At 72.4% G+C, this 16,011-nt stretch carries 13 protein-coding genes, 2 tRNA genes and 1 pseudogene; 10 read left to right on the forward strand and 6 right to left on the reverse strand.

Going from position 1 to position 16,011, the window contains the following annotated elements; all coding sequences use genetic code 11:
- The first annotated feature begins 70 nt into the window (after positions 1 to 70).
- The 3 genes from ABT112_RS31115 to ABT112_RS31125 all read left to right on the forward strand — a co-directional run bounded on the left by ABT112_RS31115 (position 71) and on the right by ABT112_RS31125 (position 3,275).
- Positions 71 to 211 (forward strand): hypothetical protein, encoded by a 141-nt coding sequence (locus ABT112_RS31115; RefSeq protein ID WP_351515137.1) that lies wholly within the window; start codon positions 71 to 73, stop codon positions 209 to 211.
- Positions 211 to 1,386 carry a methyltransferase domain-containing protein gene (locus tag ABT112_RS31120; RefSeq protein WP_351515148.1) on the forward strand — a complete coding sequence of 392 codons (1,176 nt, stop codon included), beginning with the start codon at positions 211 to 213 and terminating at the stop codon, positions 1,384 to 1,386. Before ABT112_RS31115 ends, ABT112_RS31120 begins: the two co-directional genes overlap by 1 nt.
- Before the next feature lie 239 nt (positions 1,387 to 1,625).
- Positions 1,626 to 3,275 carry a long-chain fatty acid--CoA ligase gene (locus ABT112_RS31125; protein WP_351515138.1) on the forward strand — a complete coding sequence of 550 codons (1,650 nt, stop codon included), beginning with the start codon at positions 1,626 to 1,628 and terminating at the stop codon, positions 3,273 to 3,275.
- 218 nt (positions 3,276 to 3,493) lie between these two features.
- Here ABT112_RS31125 and ABT112_RS31130 read toward each other — a convergent pair whose 3' ends face one another.
- Together ABT112_RS31130 and ABT112_RS31135 are read right to left on the reverse strand one after the other, a co-directional pair.
- Positions 3,494 to 8,470 carry a PAS domain-containing protein gene (locus ABT112_RS31130; protein ID WP_351515139.1) on the reverse strand — a complete coding sequence of 1,659 codons (4,977 nt, stop codon included), beginning with the start codon at positions 8,468 to 8,470 and terminating at the stop codon, positions 3,494 to 3,496.
- Positions 8,471 to 8,706: 236 nt separating this feature from the next.
- Entirely contained in the window at positions 8,707 to 9,252 is a 546-nt protein-coding gene (locus tag ABT112_RS31135; protein WP_351515140.1) for an SSI family serine proteinase inhibitor, read from the reverse strand.
- Positions 9,253 to 9,614: 362 nt separating this feature from the next.
- Here ABT112_RS31135 and ABT112_RS31140 point away from each other — a divergent pair.
- Together ABT112_RS31140 and ABT112_RS31145 are read left to right on the forward strand one after the other, a co-directional pair.
- Positions 9,615 to 9,704, forward strand: a tRNA-Ser gene (locus ABT112_RS31140).
- Positions 9,705 to 9,946: 242 nt separating this feature from the next.
- Positions 9,947 to 10,019: transfer RNA gene (locus ABT112_RS31145), tRNA-Arg, on the forward strand.
- A gap of 89 nt (positions 10,020 to 10,108) precedes the next feature.
- On the opposite strand, the gene ABT112_RS31150 is transcribed toward ABT112_RS31145, so the two are convergent.
- Positions 10,109 to 10,267, reverse strand: coding sequence for a hypothetical protein (locus ABT112_RS31150; protein ID WP_351515141.1), 159 nt, complete (start codon positions 10,265 to 10,267; stop codon positions 10,109 to 10,111).
- Positions 10,268 to 10,279: 12 nt separating this feature from the next.
- Positions 10,280 to 10,372, reverse strand: a pseudogene (locus tag ABT112_RS31155) (hypothetical protein); the annotation flags it as partial.
- 120 nt (positions 10,373 to 10,492) lie between these two features.
- Between ABT112_RS31155 and ABT112_RS31160 the strand changes: the two are divergent.
- The 3 genes from ABT112_RS31160 (at position 10,493) to ABT112_RS31170 (ending at position 13,003) form a co-directional block, all read left to right on the forward strand.
- Positions 10,493 to 10,915, forward strand: coding sequence for a hypothetical protein (locus ABT112_RS31160; protein ID WP_351515149.1), 423 nt, complete (start codon positions 10,493 to 10,495; stop codon positions 10,913 to 10,915).
- A gap of 18 nt (positions 10,916 to 10,933) precedes the next feature.
- The gene (locus tag ABT112_RS31165; RefSeq protein WP_351515142.1) at positions 10,934 to 11,467 is read left to right on the forward strand and encodes a hypothetical protein; all 534 of its coding nucleotides are present in this window, start codon (positions 10,934 to 10,936) and stop codon (positions 11,465 to 11,467) included.
- A gap of 543 nt (positions 11,468 to 12,010) precedes the next feature.
- Complete coding sequence (locus ABT112_RS31170) at positions 12,011 to 13,003, forward strand: diacylglycerol/lipid kinase family protein (protein ID WP_502975501.1); 993 nt, start codon at positions 12,011 to 12,013, stop codon at positions 13,001 to 13,003.
- Positions 13,004 to 13,214: 211 nt separating this feature from the next.
- Here ABT112_RS31170 and ABT112_RS31175 read toward each other — a convergent pair whose 3' ends face one another.
- Complete coding sequence (locus ABT112_RS31175; RefSeq protein WP_351515143.1) at positions 13,215 to 13,892, reverse strand: HdeD family acid-resistance protein; 678 nt, start codon at positions 13,890 to 13,892, stop codon at positions 13,215 to 13,217.
- A gap of 240 nt (positions 13,893 to 14,132) precedes the next feature.
- On the opposite strand from ABT112_RS31175, the gene ABT112_RS31180 reads away from it, so the two are divergent.
- The gene (locus tag ABT112_RS31180; RefSeq protein ID WP_351515144.1) at positions 14,133 to 14,558 is read left to right on the forward strand and encodes a hypothetical protein; all 426 of its coding nucleotides are present in this window, start codon (positions 14,133 to 14,135) and stop codon (positions 14,556 to 14,558) included.
- Positions 14,559 to 15,323: 765 nt separating this feature from the next.
- Complete coding sequence (locus ABT112_RS31185; protein WP_351515145.1) at positions 15,324 to 15,629, forward strand: hypothetical protein; 306 nt, start codon at positions 15,324 to 15,326, stop codon at positions 15,627 to 15,629.
- 153 nt (positions 15,630 to 15,782) lie between these two features.
- On the opposite strand, the gene ABT112_RS31190 is transcribed toward ABT112_RS31185, so the two are convergent.
- Positions 15,783 to 16,011: SHOCT domain-containing protein (locus ABT112_RS31190; protein ID WP_351515146.1), on the reverse strand; the 229-nt coding region annotated here is incomplete at its 5' end.

The raw sequence follows: 16,011 nt of genomic DNA on the forward strand, positions 1-16,011 counted from the left end.
AGGTCCCGGCACGGTAGCCGATGCCGCGCCGGATTCCACGAGTTGTTCACTGGAGACGAAGGAGCATGCTGTGAACGATCGAATCGCGATCAATTCAGCCCAGGGTGGAGACGACGGCGACGGGCATCCGGGGACACCTTGGACTCCGCCCGAGGAGCCGCCGAACCCCGACGGTTCCACGCCGCCCGGCGACGGGACGCACCGCAAGTGATGCTCGACTCCGCGCAGGTGGGCCGCCCCGGCCGAAAGGAGCTGGGGCGGTTCCTCCTGGAAACACATGCAATGGCGTCGGACTGGGCGCCGACCTTCGCCGCCGTGGACCGGGCCTCGTTCCTGCCTGACTTGATCTGGCCGTTCGACATGGAGCGGCAGACCAGCGTCCCTACCGACAGGACGGAGGATCCTGACGCCTGGTACGGGGCGGCCGACAGCAACGCTCCGATCGTGACGCAGTGGGACGACGGCGCGCACACGGGCCGTGCCCCCGGAAGGCTGTCGACCAGTTCCTCTTCCATGCCCTCGGTCGTCTACTCCCTGCTGGGGGACCTGGCGGTCGATGAGGGCATGCGCGTGCTCGACGTCGGGACGGGGACGGGCGAGACGGCCGGCGCGCTCACTCACCGGTTGGGACCTCGCAACGTCACCACCATTGAGGTCGACCCTGCCGTGTCGGCCCATGCGCGGGAGCGTCTGTGCCGGTCCGGGCTGTACCCGGAGGTGGTCGCCGGGGACGGATTCGACGGCTATCGGGCGGGCGGGCCGTTCGACCGCATCCTCGCTACTGTCGGGCTCCGAGAAGTCCCCCGGGCCTGGGTCGAACAATCCCGGCCCGGTGGGCTGATCGTGGTCCCGTGGGGCACCGGCTTCGGCAACGGGGACGCGGTGGCTCGCCTGGGAGTGCGGAACGGGCAGGCATCCGGACGCTTCACCCGGCTCGTGGAGTTCATGAAGCTCCGCGCGCAGCGTGCTCCCCATGTTCCCCACCGCGAATACCTTGCCGCTGGGGCGTTCGGTGACGCGGACATGAGCACGACGGAAGTGAACGAGCCGGAGTTCGTCACCGGGAAGTACACCGACCTCCCGTTCGTGCTGGGCCTGCGCGTGCCGCATTGCGCCCAGGCTGTGGCGGACAAGCGGGACGGCTCGCGGCCCGTGTGGTTCTACAGTCGCAAGGATCTGTCGTGGGCGTGCGTGATGTTCTGTGACGGAGAAGGCGAGGCGCAGGTTTGGCAGTCGGGCCCTCGTCAGCTGTGGGACGAGGTGAGCGAGGCGTACAGGTGGTGGCGCAACCAGGGCTCTCCCGACGTGACCCGCTTCGGCCTCACGGTCGCGCCTGAGGGGCACCGAGCATGGCTTGACGACCCGGAGAACACCTGGGCGGTGTGACTGCCTCCGGAAAACGCAGTAGCCCTCGCTCCCGCGCCCACGGTGCCGGCCTCCGGCGCCGGGCACGGGAGCGAGGCGCGTGACGAGGAGAAGCCTTGAGGCCCCCACCCCGCTGAGCTGGGGCGCCCGGGCGAGTGACCCGGGACACGGGTTTCACTCAGGTAGTGACATACCCGGTGGTATGGCCGCAGAATCACGGCAGGATTACCGCCGCGTAACCGCGCCTTCGGGAGGCCCCCGTGCTGAGCACGATGCAGGACGTACCACTGACAGTGAGCCGCATCCTGCGGCACGGCTCGACCGTCCACGCCCGGTCCCAGGTCACGACCTGGACGTCGGAGGGCTCCCCGGAGCGCCGCAGCTTCGCCGAGATCGGTGCCCGGTCCGCGCAGCTGGCCCACGCCCTCCGCGACGAGCTCGGCGTGACCGGCGACGAGCGGGTCGCCACCCTCATGTGGAACAACGGCGTCCATCTCGAGGCGTACCTCGCCATCCCCTCGATGGGCGCGGTGCTGCACACCCTCAATCTGCGGCTGCCGGCTGAGCAGATGGTCTGGATCGTGCGGCACGCCGCGGACCGCGTGATCATCGTCAACGGTTCGCTGCTCCCGCTGCTGGCCCCGGTTCTCCCCCGGCTGGATTCGGTCGAGCACGTGGTCGTCGCCGGGCCCGGGGACCGGTCGGTGCTGGACGGCAGCGCGGTCCGCGTCCACGACTACGAGGAGCTGATCGCCGGGCGGCCGACCGCGTTCGACTGGCCCGACGTCGACGAGCGACAGGCCGCGGCGCTCTGCTACACCTCGGGCACCACCGGCGACCCCAAGGGCGTCAGCTACAGCCACCGTTCGGTGTATCTGCACTCGATGCAGCTGAACTCCGCCGAATCGTTCGCGCTGAAGTCGTCGGACATCGCGCTGCCGGTGGTCCCCATGTTCCACGTGAACGCGTGGGGGCTGCCGCACGCCGCGTTCATGTCGGGCACCTCGCTGCTGATGCCCGACCGCTTCCTGCAGCCCGCCCCGCTCGCCGACATGATCGAGGCCGAACGGCCCACCGCCGGCGCCGCCGTCCCCACCATCTGGAGCGGGCTCCTGGCCGAACTCGACGCCCGCGGACGCGATGTGAGCTGTCTGCGGAACGTCATCATCGGCGGCTCGGCCTGTCCGCCCTCACTGATGAAGGGCTTCGAGGAGCGGCACGGCATCCGCGTCGTCCACGCCTGGGGCATGACCGAGACCTCGCCGCTGGGCACGGTCTCCCACCCGCCGGCCGGCGTCACCGACGAGGAGGCGTGGGGCTACCGGCTGACCCAGGGCCGCTTCCCCGCCTCCGTCGAGGCGCGGCTGACCGGGCCGGACGGCGCGTTCCTGCCCTGGGACGGCGAGTCCGCCGGAGAACTGGAGGTCCGCGGGCCGTGGATCGCCGGGGCCTACTACGGCGGCGCCTCGGGTGAACCGCTGCGCCCCGAGGACAAGTTCAGCGAGGACGGCTGGCTGCGCACCGGCGACGTCGGCACCATCACCCCCGACGGCTACCTCACCCTCACCGACCGGGCCAAGGACGTCATCAAGTCCGGCGGCGAGTGGATCTCCTCGGTCGAGCTGGAGAACCACCTGATGTCCCACCCGGACGTCGCCGAGGCGGCCGTGATCGCCGTGCCCGACGACAAGTGGGGCGAACGGCCGCTCGCCACGGTGGTGCTGAAGGAGGGCGCGACCGCTGACTACCAGGAGCTCCGGGCGTTCCTCGTGGAGCGCGTCGCCCGCTGGCAGCTGCCGGAGCGCTGGGCCGTCCTCGGGGCGGTGCCGAAGACGAGCGTCGGGAAGTTCGACAAGAAGGTGCTGCGCCGTCAGTACGCCGACGGCGACCTGGACGTCACCGAACTCTGACGTCGGCAGGGACGACGACGGCACGGACGGCGAGGGTACGGACGACGACGGGCCGACGGGGGCCGGGCGGTGTGCGCCCGGCCCCCGTCGCATGCGGTGAGCGTGCCCCGGGCGCGGGGCCCGGGGCGTCGGTCGGTGCGGACCGGTGTCAGGCGGTGTGGACCGGCAGGTCGGTCGGTGCGGACCGGGGGCCGGTTGGTGTCCGTGCGGGCCGGGGGTCAGTTGGTGCCGATCTTCGCCAGCAGGTCCACGATCCGGCCCTGCACCTCGGCGCTGGTCGAGCGCTCCGCGAGGAACAGCACCGTCTCGCCCGAGGTGAGCCGCGGCAGCTCCTCCGGGTCGATGTCCGCCGAGGTGTAGACGACCAGCGGGGTGCGGTTGAGCAGGCCGTTCGCCCGCAGCCAGTCGACGACCCCGGCGCGGCGGCGGCGCACCTGCATCAGGTCCATCACGACCAGGTTGGGCCGCATCTGCGTCGCGAGTGTCACCGCGTCGGCGTCGGACGCGGCGTGCGCGACCTGCATGCCGCGCCGCTCCAGCGTCGCCGTGAGGGCCCGCGCGATGGCCTCCTGCGACTCGATCAGCAGCACCCGCGGCGGGTGCTGTTCGCTGTCGCGCGGGGCGAGGGCCTTCAGCAGCACCGCCGGGTCGGCGCCGTACGCGGCCTCCCGCGTCGCCTGGCCGAGGCCCGCCGTCACCAGGACCGGCACCTCGGCCGCCACCGCCGCCGTGCGCAGCGACTGCAGCGCGGTCCGGGTGATCGGCCCGGTCAGCGGGTCGACGAACAGGGCCGCGGGGTAGGCGGCGATCTGCGCGTCCACCTCCTCGCGGGAGTTGACCACCACCGGACGGTAGCCGCGCTCGCTCAGCGCCTGCTGGGTGGCGCCGTCGGGCGCGGGCCAGACCAGCAGCCGGCGCGGATTGTCCAGCGGCTCCGGCGGCAGTTCGTCGTCCATCGGCGGCGCGGCCTGGGAGTCGGTGACGTCCACGGCGCCGTTCGGTCCGTCCAGCGGCTCCGGGCCCTCGGCGCCCTCGTCGGGTGCGCCGATGGCGTAGGCCCTGCCTCCGTTGGTGTCCAGCAGCCGCGGCTGCTGCTGCCCGTCCCGGGGGCGGGCGGTGGCCTGTTCGGCGGGCGCGGTGCGCGCGCCCTCCGGCGGCGCGGCCAGCTTGCGCCGCCGACCGGAGCCGCCCGACGTCTGGCCGGGGGCCGGGGCGGGCGCCTGCGGCCGCTGCTGTTCGGCGATCTGCTGGGCGAACGGCACGCCCTGGCCGAGGGTGCGCACACTGATCGCCCGCGACTGCGGGACCGCCTCGCCGGACTGGGACTCCGCGGGCAGCGGCTGGGACGCCTGGATCCGGCGCGGCGCGGGCGGACCGGAGCGGGCCGCGTACGGCTGCTGTTCCGGAGCGGCCTCCGCGGCCGGCTGCTGCGGCAGGCCCGGGGAGGCTCCGGGCGCCCCGGTCCCGTCCCAGGCGGCCGGGGCGTTCGCGGCCGGTGGCGCCGACTGCGGGTCCGCGGCGGCGGGTTGCCCGGGGCCGGCCTGACCCGGCATGGCCGGGGCGGGTTCGCCCTGCGCGGGCGCTCCCTCTTGCGGGCCGGCGGCGGCCGGGGCCTGCTGCTCCTCGGCCGGGCTGGGCCGGCCGCGCCGGCGGCCGGTGGGCAGCGGGTGCGGCTGCGGGGGTGTGGGCTCCGGGTCCACCGACGCGGCGTCGGGCCGCCCGTGTTCGGCGGCGGACCATGCGCCGGGCTGTGCCGCTCCCGCCGGGGCGGCTTCTGCCGGGGCGGTTCCTGCCGGGGCGGCGGCGGACTGTGCCACTCCGCGCTGTGCGGTGCCGGGTTGCGCTGCACCGGCCTGCGCTGCACCGGCCTGCGCTGCACCGGCCTGCGCTGCGCCGGGTTGTGCTGCGCCGGGCTGTGCGGGCGCGGCCGGGGCGCCGCCGGGCTGCGCGGCGCCGGGCTGCGCGGTGCCGGGCTGGGCCACGGCGGGCTGCACCGGGGCCGACTGCACCGGGGCCGACTGCACTGGGGCCGACTGCACCGGAGCCGCCTGCGCGGGGGCCGACGGTGTAGGGGCCGGCGGTGCGACGTCGGGCTGTGCCGTGGCGGGCTGTGCCGGGGCGGATTGCGCGGGAGCGGCCTGCGCAGACGTACCCGGACCCGGCCGGTCGGCCGCCGCCGGGGGCAGGGCGAGACCCTGGCCGCCTGCGCCTGCGCCTGCGCCTGCGCCGGTGCCGGAGCCGTCGGTGTCGGGCAGCGGCCGGTCGGAGGCGTCGGCCAGGGCCCGCCGTGCGCGGCGGCCGGCCGGCTGCCCCGGGGGCGGTGCCTGGTGGGGCACGCCTGTGCCGTAGGTCTGCTGCGGTCCGGCCGGAGCACCGTCGTACGGGCCTCCGTCGGCGGGCACCGCACCGGGAGTGGCAGCACCGGGAGCGTCCGCGGCGGGCCCGTTGCCGGGGACGGCGTTCCCGGGAGCGGCGGGAGCTCCGCCGCCCGCCGCGGGCAGCGCGAGCCGGCCGCCGGGTGCGCCGTTCGCGGCCGGCGGGCCGGTCATCCGGCCGCCGGTGCCCTGCGGGGGCACCGGGGCACCGGTGGCGAACGGGGCGTTCCGCGGCGCGGGCGCACCGCCCTCGGCCGGTGCGCCGGGAGCGGCGGCCGGGCCGGTGGCGCCGGGGGGCAGCTGGGCCTGGGCGGGGCCGAGTTGCGGCCGGCCGGCGGGGGCCACCCAGCTGTCGCCGCGGTCCTGTCCGGTGGGTGCCGCGGGCAGCGCGGGCAGCGCGCGGCCGTTCTGCGCGGTGCCGGTGGGTGCCGCGCCGGGGGCCTCCAGCGCGGGGCGGGCGCGGCGGCCGGTGCCCTGCGGTGGGACCGTCGCGCCGTTCGGCCCGCCCGGGAACGGCCCGTTCGGCCCGGCGAAGCGCTCGTCCCCGCCGTCCGGACCCGGCTGCCCCTCCGCGGCCGTGGCCAGCGCACCGTACGAACCGTCGCCGCCGCGCCGGGCCCGGCGGCCCGACTGCGGGGCGCCCGAAGCAGCGGCGCCCTCCGGGCCGGACTGCGGGGCGTCGCCCGGCGCGGACTCGGCCGGGCTGGGCCGTCCGCGGCGGCGCCCGGTGGGGCGGACACCGTTGTCCGGCGTCGCCTGACCCGGGATCCGCGCGCCCTGACCGGGGACCGGAGCGCCCTCCGGCTGTGCGTCGGCACCCCATGCGCCGGGTGCGGGCGCGCCGTCGGGCGTGGCGGACTGCGCCTGCGGGACGGCGCCGGACGGCAGCGCCGGACGGGCGACCCGGCCCGCCGTGGACTCCGGGACCGGTGCCGGGGCGGGGACGTTCGCGGCCTCCGGGCCGATGATGTCGGGCGGACCGATCAGACCGCCGGGTTCGCCGGTGCCGGCGGTGTCCGTGTCGACGGGGATGCCCGCGGCCGGGGCCTGTGGCGCGGCGGGGCCACCCGGGATCTCCGCCGCGGGGCGGGCCCGGCGGCGTCCGCCCGGTGCCGCGGCGTCCGCCCCGGCGGGGGCGGCGGGTGTGCCGGCGGGGGTCCCGAGCCGGCGGCCGTCGGCCACCGCGCCCGAGGGCGCTCCGTTGCCGAGGAACGAAGCCGTCCGGCCGCCCGTCGGCGCGTCCGGGGCGCCCGTACCGGCGTCCTGCGCCCCGCCGGTGCCCCGTGCCCGCTCCTTCGGCACCGGCATCACGGTCGTCGCGTTCTCGCGGTCCCGGTCCGTGGCGCGCTCCGCCGCCGGGGCGCCCCCGGCGGCGATCGGCACCTCCAGGACATAGGCGCTGCCGCCCGCGCCCGGCACCTCGTGGGTCTGCAGCACACCGCCGTGCCGCCGCACGATGCCGCGGACGATCGGCTCGTGCACCGGGTCGCCCCCGGCGTACGGGCCGCGCACCTCGATGCGGACGACCTCGCCGCGCTGCGCGGCGGCGACCACGATCGTCGAGTCGCCGGAGCCTCCCGCGGGGGCGTTGCCGGTGGCGTCGACCCCGGCCACGTCCGCGACGAGGTGGGCGAGCGCCTGCGCCAGCCGCTCCGGGTCGACCTCGGCCTCGATCGGCGGGGCGTGCACCGCGAACTGGGCGCGCCCCGGGCCGATCAGCTCGATCGCGCCCTCCACACCGGCCGCCACGACGGCGTCCAGCTCCACGGTCTTGAGCTCCAGCCGCTCGCTGCCCTCGTCGAGCCGCTGGTAGCGGAGCACGTTGTCGACCAGCGTCGTCATCCGTGCGTAGCCGGCGGTGAGGTAGTGCAGGATCTGGTTGGCCTCGGGCCACAGCTGGCCGGCCGGGTCGGCGGCCAGGGTGCCCAGCTCGCCCCGCAGCTGCTCCAGCGGGCCGCGCAGCGACTCGCCGAGCACGGCGAGCAGCTGGGCGTGCCGGGCGGTCAGGGCGTCCTGCTGCCGCCGGTCGGTGAAGGTCATCACCGCGCCGACGAGCTGGTCCCCGTCCCGGACCGGCGCGGTCGTCAGGTCGACGGGCACCGCCCGGCCGTCCTTGGCCCACAGCACCTGCCCGCGCACCCGGTGCTTGCGGCCGGAGCGCAGGGAGTCGGCGAGCGGCGACTCCTCGTACGGCAGCGGCGAGCCGTCGGGCCGGGAGTGGTGGAGCAGCGGGTGCAGCTTCCGGCCGCCGAGGTCACCGGCGCGGTAGCCGAGGATCTGCGCCGCCGACGGGTTGACCAGGACGATGCCGCCCTCGGTGTCCACCCCCACGACGCCCTCGGCCGCCGCGCGCAGGATCATCTCGGTCTGGCGCTGCTGGCGGGCGAGCTCGGCCTCGGTGTCCACGGTGCCGGTCAGGTCCCGGACGACGAGCATCAGCAGCTCGTCACCGGTGTAGTGGTGCTCGTACGGGTCCGCGTACGGGGTCCGGCCGTCCTCCAGGTTGGCGCTGGTCACCTCGACCGGGAACTCCGTCCCGTCGGTGCGCCGCGCGACCATCCTGGTCGGCCTGGTCCTGCCGCCCTCCTCGCCCTCCTCGGGCCGCCGCATGGAGCCGGGGATCCGCTTGGAGTCGAAGGAGGGCAGCAGGTCGAGCAGACCGCGGCCGACGAGGGCGGTGCCGGGGGACTCGAAGGTCTCCAGGGCGATGGTGTTGGCGTTGACGACCGTGCCGTTGCAGTTCACCAGCAACAGGGCGTCGGGCAGGGCGTCGAGTATGGCGGCGAGGCGAGCAGCGCCTCGGGACGGCCTGCTGCTCACGACGACCATTCCTCCCTGATCACTGCATCTTGCCGACAGCCCCGGTCATCTTGCCGCGCGTCCGGAGGTCTGTCACTAGAGGGAGTCTACGGGCAGCCGTTGCGGGCGCGGCGGGGGATGAGGGGAGGCCGGGAGACGAGTTCGTGCGACTCCCCGCAGGCCCGACATAAGGCGTGCGGACCCGGGAAGTGGCGGCAATCACCCGTCCGGGGACGGACCTCCGGGCGCGTCCCCCGTCAGGAGGTGCCGTCCGGGAGCAGCGGCACCAGCCGGTTCCAGCGGGCGATCTCGCAGCCGTTCGTCCGGTTGAAGGTGGCGTCCACCGGGCGGCCCGCCCAGGTGCCGGTGACCCGTGCGGTGGCCGTACCGCCGTGGATCATCGTGCAGTTGGCGCGCGGGGAGACCGGGGCGAACGGGTCGGCGCCCCACCGGGTGACCTCGTCGAGCCGGTCGCACGCCGGCTGGGGGTCCCGGTGCGTGCCGCCCGCGGGGTGGCAGTCGAGGCTGTACAGGCCGTCGAGGGCGCGGTCCCCGCTGCCGTCGACGGTGACGGTGAGTCTGTCCTCGCCGGCCGGGGCCACGGCCATCGTCGGGGGCACGGGGTCGGTGTCCACCCCCGGCATGGGGACGGGGAACGCCGTCGCGGGGGCGGCTGCGGCGAGGACGGCGGCGGCGGAGAGCACGGTCAGGGCGAGGCGGCGGAGCGGCATCGGGGACTCCAGGAGTGGGGGCGACGGTGGTGGGGGCACGGTGCGGCCGGTCCGCTGACGCGTGCCTGCCATCACTAACGCTCCGGCCACCGGGGCGTTGCGCAACCGGTGCGGACCCTCCGGGTGACACGGCGGTGCTTCCGGGGTGCTCCGTCGCGCTCCGTCGTCCTCCGTGGTGCTCCGTCGTGCTCCGGGGGTGGGACGGTTCGCGGCGCGGCGGTGGCGGGCGGCGACGGCTGACGGGCCGGCGGCGTCGTGACGGGGCGGCGCGTCGTGATGGGGGCGGCGCTGGGGCCGTGGCGGCGGGCCCGGCGCGGCCGGGTAAGGCTTTGCCCCGCCGCACCGGCGCCGGGTACCGTAGGGGGCGATTGGTGACGGCCCGCAGGGCTGTGCCATCATCTGCACACACCACATTGCGTTCGCGCGATGGTGTTGGAGGCTTCGCCTAGTCTGGTCTATGGCGCCGCACTGCTAATGCGGTTTGGGGTAACCCCCCATCCCGGGTTCAAATCCCGGAGCCTCCGCTCGATCTTCTCGATCACTGAAGCCCCGGTCCGACGGCCGGGGCTTCTGCCGTTCCCGGTGCCGTTCCGGATGGCGTTTCCCCGATGTCGCTCCCGGTGTCGTTCCGGGCGGCTCCACTTGACCCCTCCTGGAGCAGTTTTCCCAGCTCAGACGGGCTGGGAGGAACGGATTTCGCCTCAGGCGGCAGGTCATGTAATGTTGTTCCCGCAACGCCGACCGGCAAGAAAACGCCGGGACGCAAGCGCTCGTAGCTTAACGGATAGAGCACTTGACTACGGATCAAGAGGTTGCAGGTTCGAATCCTGCCGAGCGCGCAGCAGCAAGAGGCCCCTTCCAGACATGGAAGGGGCCTTTTGCATTGGTCATGACAGCAGCAGTTGACAGCAACCACTTTCCGAGCAGGTCAGTGGACCGTCGCGACGCCGGTCGTGCTGTCGTCATCGCCGGGCTCGCTGCTGTCACGGAGTGCTTCGCCGACGCGATCGAAGGCGGACCTCTGTGACTCCAGCCGGACGAAGGTGTAGATGTCCATGGTCACGCGGATGGAGCTGTGACCGAGCACTTCCATGATCATCCGGGCGTCGGCGCCCCGCTCATGAAGCAGCGAAGCGCAGGTATGGCGCAGGTCGTGGAAGCGGACGCGGCGGACCTCGGCCTTGTCACACAGGAGGGTGAAGGAGCGATTGAGGTTGTTCCGCTTTGACGGACACGGTTGGTGTGGTGCTCAGGCTGCGAGTGCGGTCTCGTAGTCGGCGGGGCTGCGGTAGCCGAGGCTGCTGTGCAGCCGGTGCAAGTTGTACCAGCCCTCGATGAAATCGAAGATCGCTGTGCAATCGGCAGCGGCGAGCCGGAAGGCGGGGAGGGCAAGGGGTATCTCCTCACGCTGTTCGCCGTCTATGCGTCGCTGATGTTCACCGCCTTCGCTGTCGCCGTCTGGGCGCTGCGCTTCGAGGGGGACTTGGGCACCGCCGCTGCCGTCGGCGCGACGTTGCTGCTGGTGCCCGCGATGGAGGTCGTGGCCAAGCGGGACGACCGGCTGCATGTGACGCAGCACCGGCGAGCCTTCATGCAGGCGTTCGGACTCGCCATCGTGCTGGCGGCCCTCCTGTGGGCCGTGTTGCTGACCCTGCCGGAGGACGTGACGAACCGCGCGGAGCCGAACGGAGCCCACGTCCTCGGGAGTACGTCCAGTCTGCTCGCGTGGAATTAGCGCCTGTAGCCTCACATCGTGGACGACGAGCAGAGGCCCCCGAAGTCGCCCAGATCCGTACGCTCCATCAACGCCCATCAGCGGTCGGAGGCGCTCAAGGAGCGTGTCTACATCACCTCCACCGCGCTGGCCGTCATGATCGCCTACGAAAGGGACGCAGACCATGCCACCGTCGACGGCGCAGCGCTCACGCTGATTCTCACGGTGCTGGGCACGCTCATGGCCGTGTTTGTCGCCGATGTGATCGCGCACATGGTCAGGGACAGTGCGCTGCCATCGGGCAGGGAGCTTGCCCACCTCGGTTACGTGAGCTTCGGGTCGTGCGGGGTCGTCGTCGTGCCGATGGGGATTCTTGGGATCAGCGCGGCTGGCGTGATCGACGTGGCGACGGCCCTGCGGATCATCTCAGCAACACTGGCCGTCACGCTGGTCGTCGTGGCGCTCCTCGCCGTGTGCCGCTTGCGGATCGGGCCATGGCGCAAGGCCCTCGCGCTCGCCATCACGGCGACACTGGGACTCGCGGCGATCGGCATCGAGCTCGCGGTGCACTGATGGGGACGGGAGTGTCCGATCAACGGCCGTCTCACATTCGGTGGTGACGGAGAGTCGTGAGGGCGTTGACATCCGTGTGAAGGATGTTAACGATCTTGTGCAGACGGTGTTTTCGGGGCTGTCCCCGCTGGCGATCACCCCACAGCCCAACCGGACCACAACCGATTGCACCGCGGTGGCGGCCGGCGCAGAGTGCGGCCACCTCAATCGCTGGCACCGACCGCCGGTGCCTCGGTTTCGCCCTGACGGCCGATAGCAGCGGCCTCGCTGCTTCGGAACGATTCCACGCCGCACAGGCCCGCGCCGACGCCCGCCGGCCCCGGGCCCAAGCCCGGCAATTGCGAACGCCCAGGCTGAGCCGCAAGCTGGTGCGGTAGGCCGTGGCTGTCGGAGGAAAATCATGGTGGAGGCGGTGGCCGCCGGTGCGATCGCTGGACCGGGCCGGTGGTGGACGGAGCAGTCAGCAGCGGGCGTGGTGACGGCAACTCTGCCGGCGCCTGTGCCGTGCGCAGGGCTGATGAACGCGGACCGTTGGCTGTTGCCATGACCGAGAACGCATCCCGACCGGTGGCCGCTGCGCGGCAACCGTACCTGATCGTGAATCCTCGTTCGGGAGGAGGAAAGGCGAGCCGGTTCCGGATCGCGGAAAGCGCCTGTGCTTTGGGCGCCGAGGTTCTCCTGCTCGATCCTTCACGGCCCCAGGACCTCACGGCTGTCGCCCGACGCGCGGTGGATGACGGTGCGGATCTGCTGGGGGTCGCCGGCGGAGACGGTACACAGGCACTTGTCGCCGGGGTGGCTGCGGAGAGCGATCTTCCTTTCGTGGTCGTTCCGGCCGGTACCCGCAACCACTTCGCGATGGACCTCGGCCTGGACCGTGAGGACCCTTCGGCCGCGCTGGAGGCCCTCACGGACTGTGTCGAGCTGCGCGTGGATCTCGGGTTCGCAGGCGAGTGGGTGTTCGTCAACAACGTGTCGTTCGGTGCGTATGCCGCCCTGGTGCAGGACCCGGCCTATCGGGAGGACAAGATCGGGACGACAGTGCGGACCCTCCCGGACTTCCTGGCCCGCCACGAGGGTCCGGAGCTGGTGGTACGGGCCGGGCTGCTCACTGTGGACCGGCCTGATGCCGTGCTGGTGAGCAACAACCCCTACTGGGCCGATGACCCGGCCGGGCTCGGCAGGCGTGCGCACCTGGACTCCGGGCTCCTGGGAGTCCTTGCCGCCAGGGCGGAGACGCCCGCCGAGACGGCCGCACGGCTGCGAAGTGGGCAGACGCACGGCCTGACCAATCTGGCCACCTCTGACGAGGTCGTCGTCGATGCCGACGTCCCGGTCGTTCCCGTCGGGCTGGACGGTGAAGCCGTAACCCTGCCGACTCCCGTGCGGTGCCGGATCAGTCCCCGGACGCTACGGGTACGGGTTCCCCGCCATCGGCCGGGCACCGCGCCCGCCGGGCCGCCGCCGGGCTGGGGCACCACCCGGCGGGTGGTCTCAGCTGTCGGGCGAGCTGTTCACGGCCGTCGTACCGGCTGACTGAAGCCGGAACCGGATAGAGCTCGGACTTCATCGGTCACTACGTGTACACGCACTGCACGACTCTGGCAGGCCACGCGCTGCGCAGCAATGAATCAATGTGCCCACTTCCGGCCGTCAAGCTGGGTGATGCCGGGCGGGCGGCGGACGCCGGAGCGATCGTTGCTCCGGCGCGCTGCTCGCCGGTGGCCGGCCGATCCGACTCCGGTGATCAGTGCTGGTGGTGCGGACGGGCGTGGAACAGGGGTCGCCGCTGGGCGGACGTGCCCGGAGCGAGACGGCCGATCTCGCCGCGCATCATGATGGCGCGGACCACCTCGCTCAGGCCCAGGACGATGGCCATAATGCCCACCACCAGGGTGAGTGCCGCGATCGAGGTGAACGGCGAGACGATCAGCACGATGCCCGCCAGAGCGCTGATGATCCCGAAGGCCGCATGCCAGCCTCGGGCCGGCATGTCCTTGGCGGAGGCCGCCGCGGCCGTCGCCATGGTGCCGCGCAGCAGCCAGCTGAAGCCGATCCACAGGGCGAGCAGCAGGATTGACTCCAGGGGCCCCCGGAAGCAGATCAGCCCCAGCAGGATGGACAGTGCACCTGTGAGGAAATGCATCACCCGAAGATGCCGGGGCACGTGCGTGCCGAAGGCGCCGGCCAGCTCGAAGACGCCAGTGGCCAGTAGGTAGACGCCAAAGAGCACGCCGAGGACGCGCAGCGTCGCGTCCGGCCACACCAAGGCGATGACGCCCAGGGCGGTGGTGGCCAGGCCCATGGTGAGCAGGATCTGCCAGCCCATGTTCGCCAGGACGGACATGCCTTCGGCCTGGGGCGTGTCCTGTGGCTCGGCGCCACGCGGGGGAACGGCGCCCGGGGATTCGGAAGAGGAACTCATGACGTCCGCCTCCTTCGCGGAGCAGCGTGGTCACGTCAGTACACGTCCATCGTCACCCGACCGGCCCCGTGTCGCACAGGGAAACGGGGGATTGCGGCGGTGGTCGCTGCGGTCGGTGGTGAGGTTCTTCCGGAAACCCGACCAGCATGGGAAAGGTCTGTGTCGTCACCCGAATGGCGGCCTCCTGACGTATGTGTTGGAGTTGATAAGTGCCTTTTGTTCGCAATCAGAGGATGGGTCATGACGAAGACGACAGACCGCATCACCCAATTGACGGATCGGGCGAAGCACGCACAAGAGCAGGTGCAGAGTGCCGTCACCAAGAACCAGGAGCAGTTGTCGGCTGCGGTCGACCAGGCTCAGCAGGAGGCGGAACAGCGGGCAGAGCATCTCCGCCATGAGGCAGCCGAACAGAAGGCCACTGCCGCTGCGTCACTGGAAGAAGCAAGGAACAAATGGCAGGAGCATGTAGCGACGGCTAAGAGCCGTTTCCAGGAACGCAAGGCCGAGTTCGACGTGAAGCGCGCCGAGCACGACGCGGAGGATGCTGAGCGCTATGCGTCGTTCGCCATCGACTACGCCGCCGCAGCGATCCAGGAGGCGGAATCTGCTTCATTGGAAGCGTTGCTGACCCGTTCGGAGGCCGAAGTCCTGGCCAGGAGTTAGAACCCTGTCTGCGGCCCGACCGGTCGAGCCAGGGCCATGCGCATCGATCTCGTCACCGACGCGCTGTGCTGCCGAGGGCTCCGCGGCACCGGCGTGCCGCGAGTGGACGCGCGGCGAGTTGGGCGCCTCAGGTCGGCGGCGGACATCTCTCCCGCCCCGACGTACTGAAAGTCTGACAGCAGCAGTGACAGCAACAACGCCACACGTCAACCGTCAGCAGCTGATCACGACGACATGGCCTTGATGCCATGGAGGCCAGCAGGGCGAGCATGCCCGATCCTACGGATCAAGAGGTTGCAGGTCCGAATCCTGCCGAGCGCGCAGTGGTGAAAAGCCCCCTCCGGTGACGGAGGGGGCTTTCTGCTGTTTCCGGTCCGATCCCTGTTTCCGGTCCGATCCCTGTTTCCGGCCGGTGCCCTGTCGGGTCCGTGGCCCGTGGCCCGTGGCCCGGGGCCTGTGGTCCGTGGTGCGGCTGTTGCGGCATTTCCGGTGGTCGGTGGCCTGGTGTGTTCCGGTCATGAGCGTGCGGCGCTCCGGGGTCGTGTTCACCTGACGGGTGGCTCTCCCGCCCTGCCTCGTCGGCCCCGCTCCGTCCGCCGTGCGCCCGGCGGGTGGCGGGCCGGGGGTGCCCGGGGGTGGGCCAATGGGGTGGCGTTGCGCGGTGGGGAGGCGGTGGTGTGCGTTTTGACGCCCTATCAGTCCATTTTGTGGCGGTAAAACTCGATGCGTTCTTCCACCCCGGAGACGCTGAGAATGGAGAGAGACATGCGCACATCCCTCAAGATGTCCGTGATGGCGGTCGCCGCGATCGCCGCGATCGGCGCCTCGGCGACGTCCGCCGTCGCCTACGACAAGAAGAAGGACGACGACAAGCAGATCAACTTCTGCGGGAACTCCGACTCGACGGCCTTCGCGTTCGACGAGGCCTTCCTGTACGACGTCGAGCAGGAGGCGGAGGGTCCGGTGTTCTGCCAGAACGGCGAGAACAACACCGCGATCAACTACACCCCCAAGGTCCACCTCGTGCACCTCGGCGGGCTCCTGGCGCCGCCGACCACCCCCGCCCCCTGACGGAGCGGTTCCGGACGGAACACCCCGCAGCACCGGGACGTCCCGGGGAAGAGCGAGCTTCCCCGGGACGTTCCGTGTTTTCCGCCCGCGTTCCCGCCCGCGTTCCCGGCCGCGTTCCTGCCCGTGCTCCCGGCCGGTGCGGGACCGTTCCGGTCAGTGCAGGATCTTCTCCTTCGCGCGCTGGTACTCGGCCTCGGAGATGTCGCCCCGGGCCTTGAGGTCCGAGAGCTTGGCGAGCCGGTCCACGTTCGCCGAGCCGTCATCCGCGCCGGCGGTCTCCCGGAGGTAGTCGTTGAACGCCGCCTGCTGCTCCCGCACGTGCCGGATCTCGCGCTTGCCCATGCCCTCGCCGCGCACGATCACATAGGCGAGCACGCCCAGG

It is taken from the genome of Streptomyces sp. NPDC002055, from assembly GCF_040296705.1.
Taxonomy (GTDB): domain Bacteria; phylum Actinomycetota; class Actinomycetes; order Streptomycetales; family Streptomycetaceae; genus Streptomyces.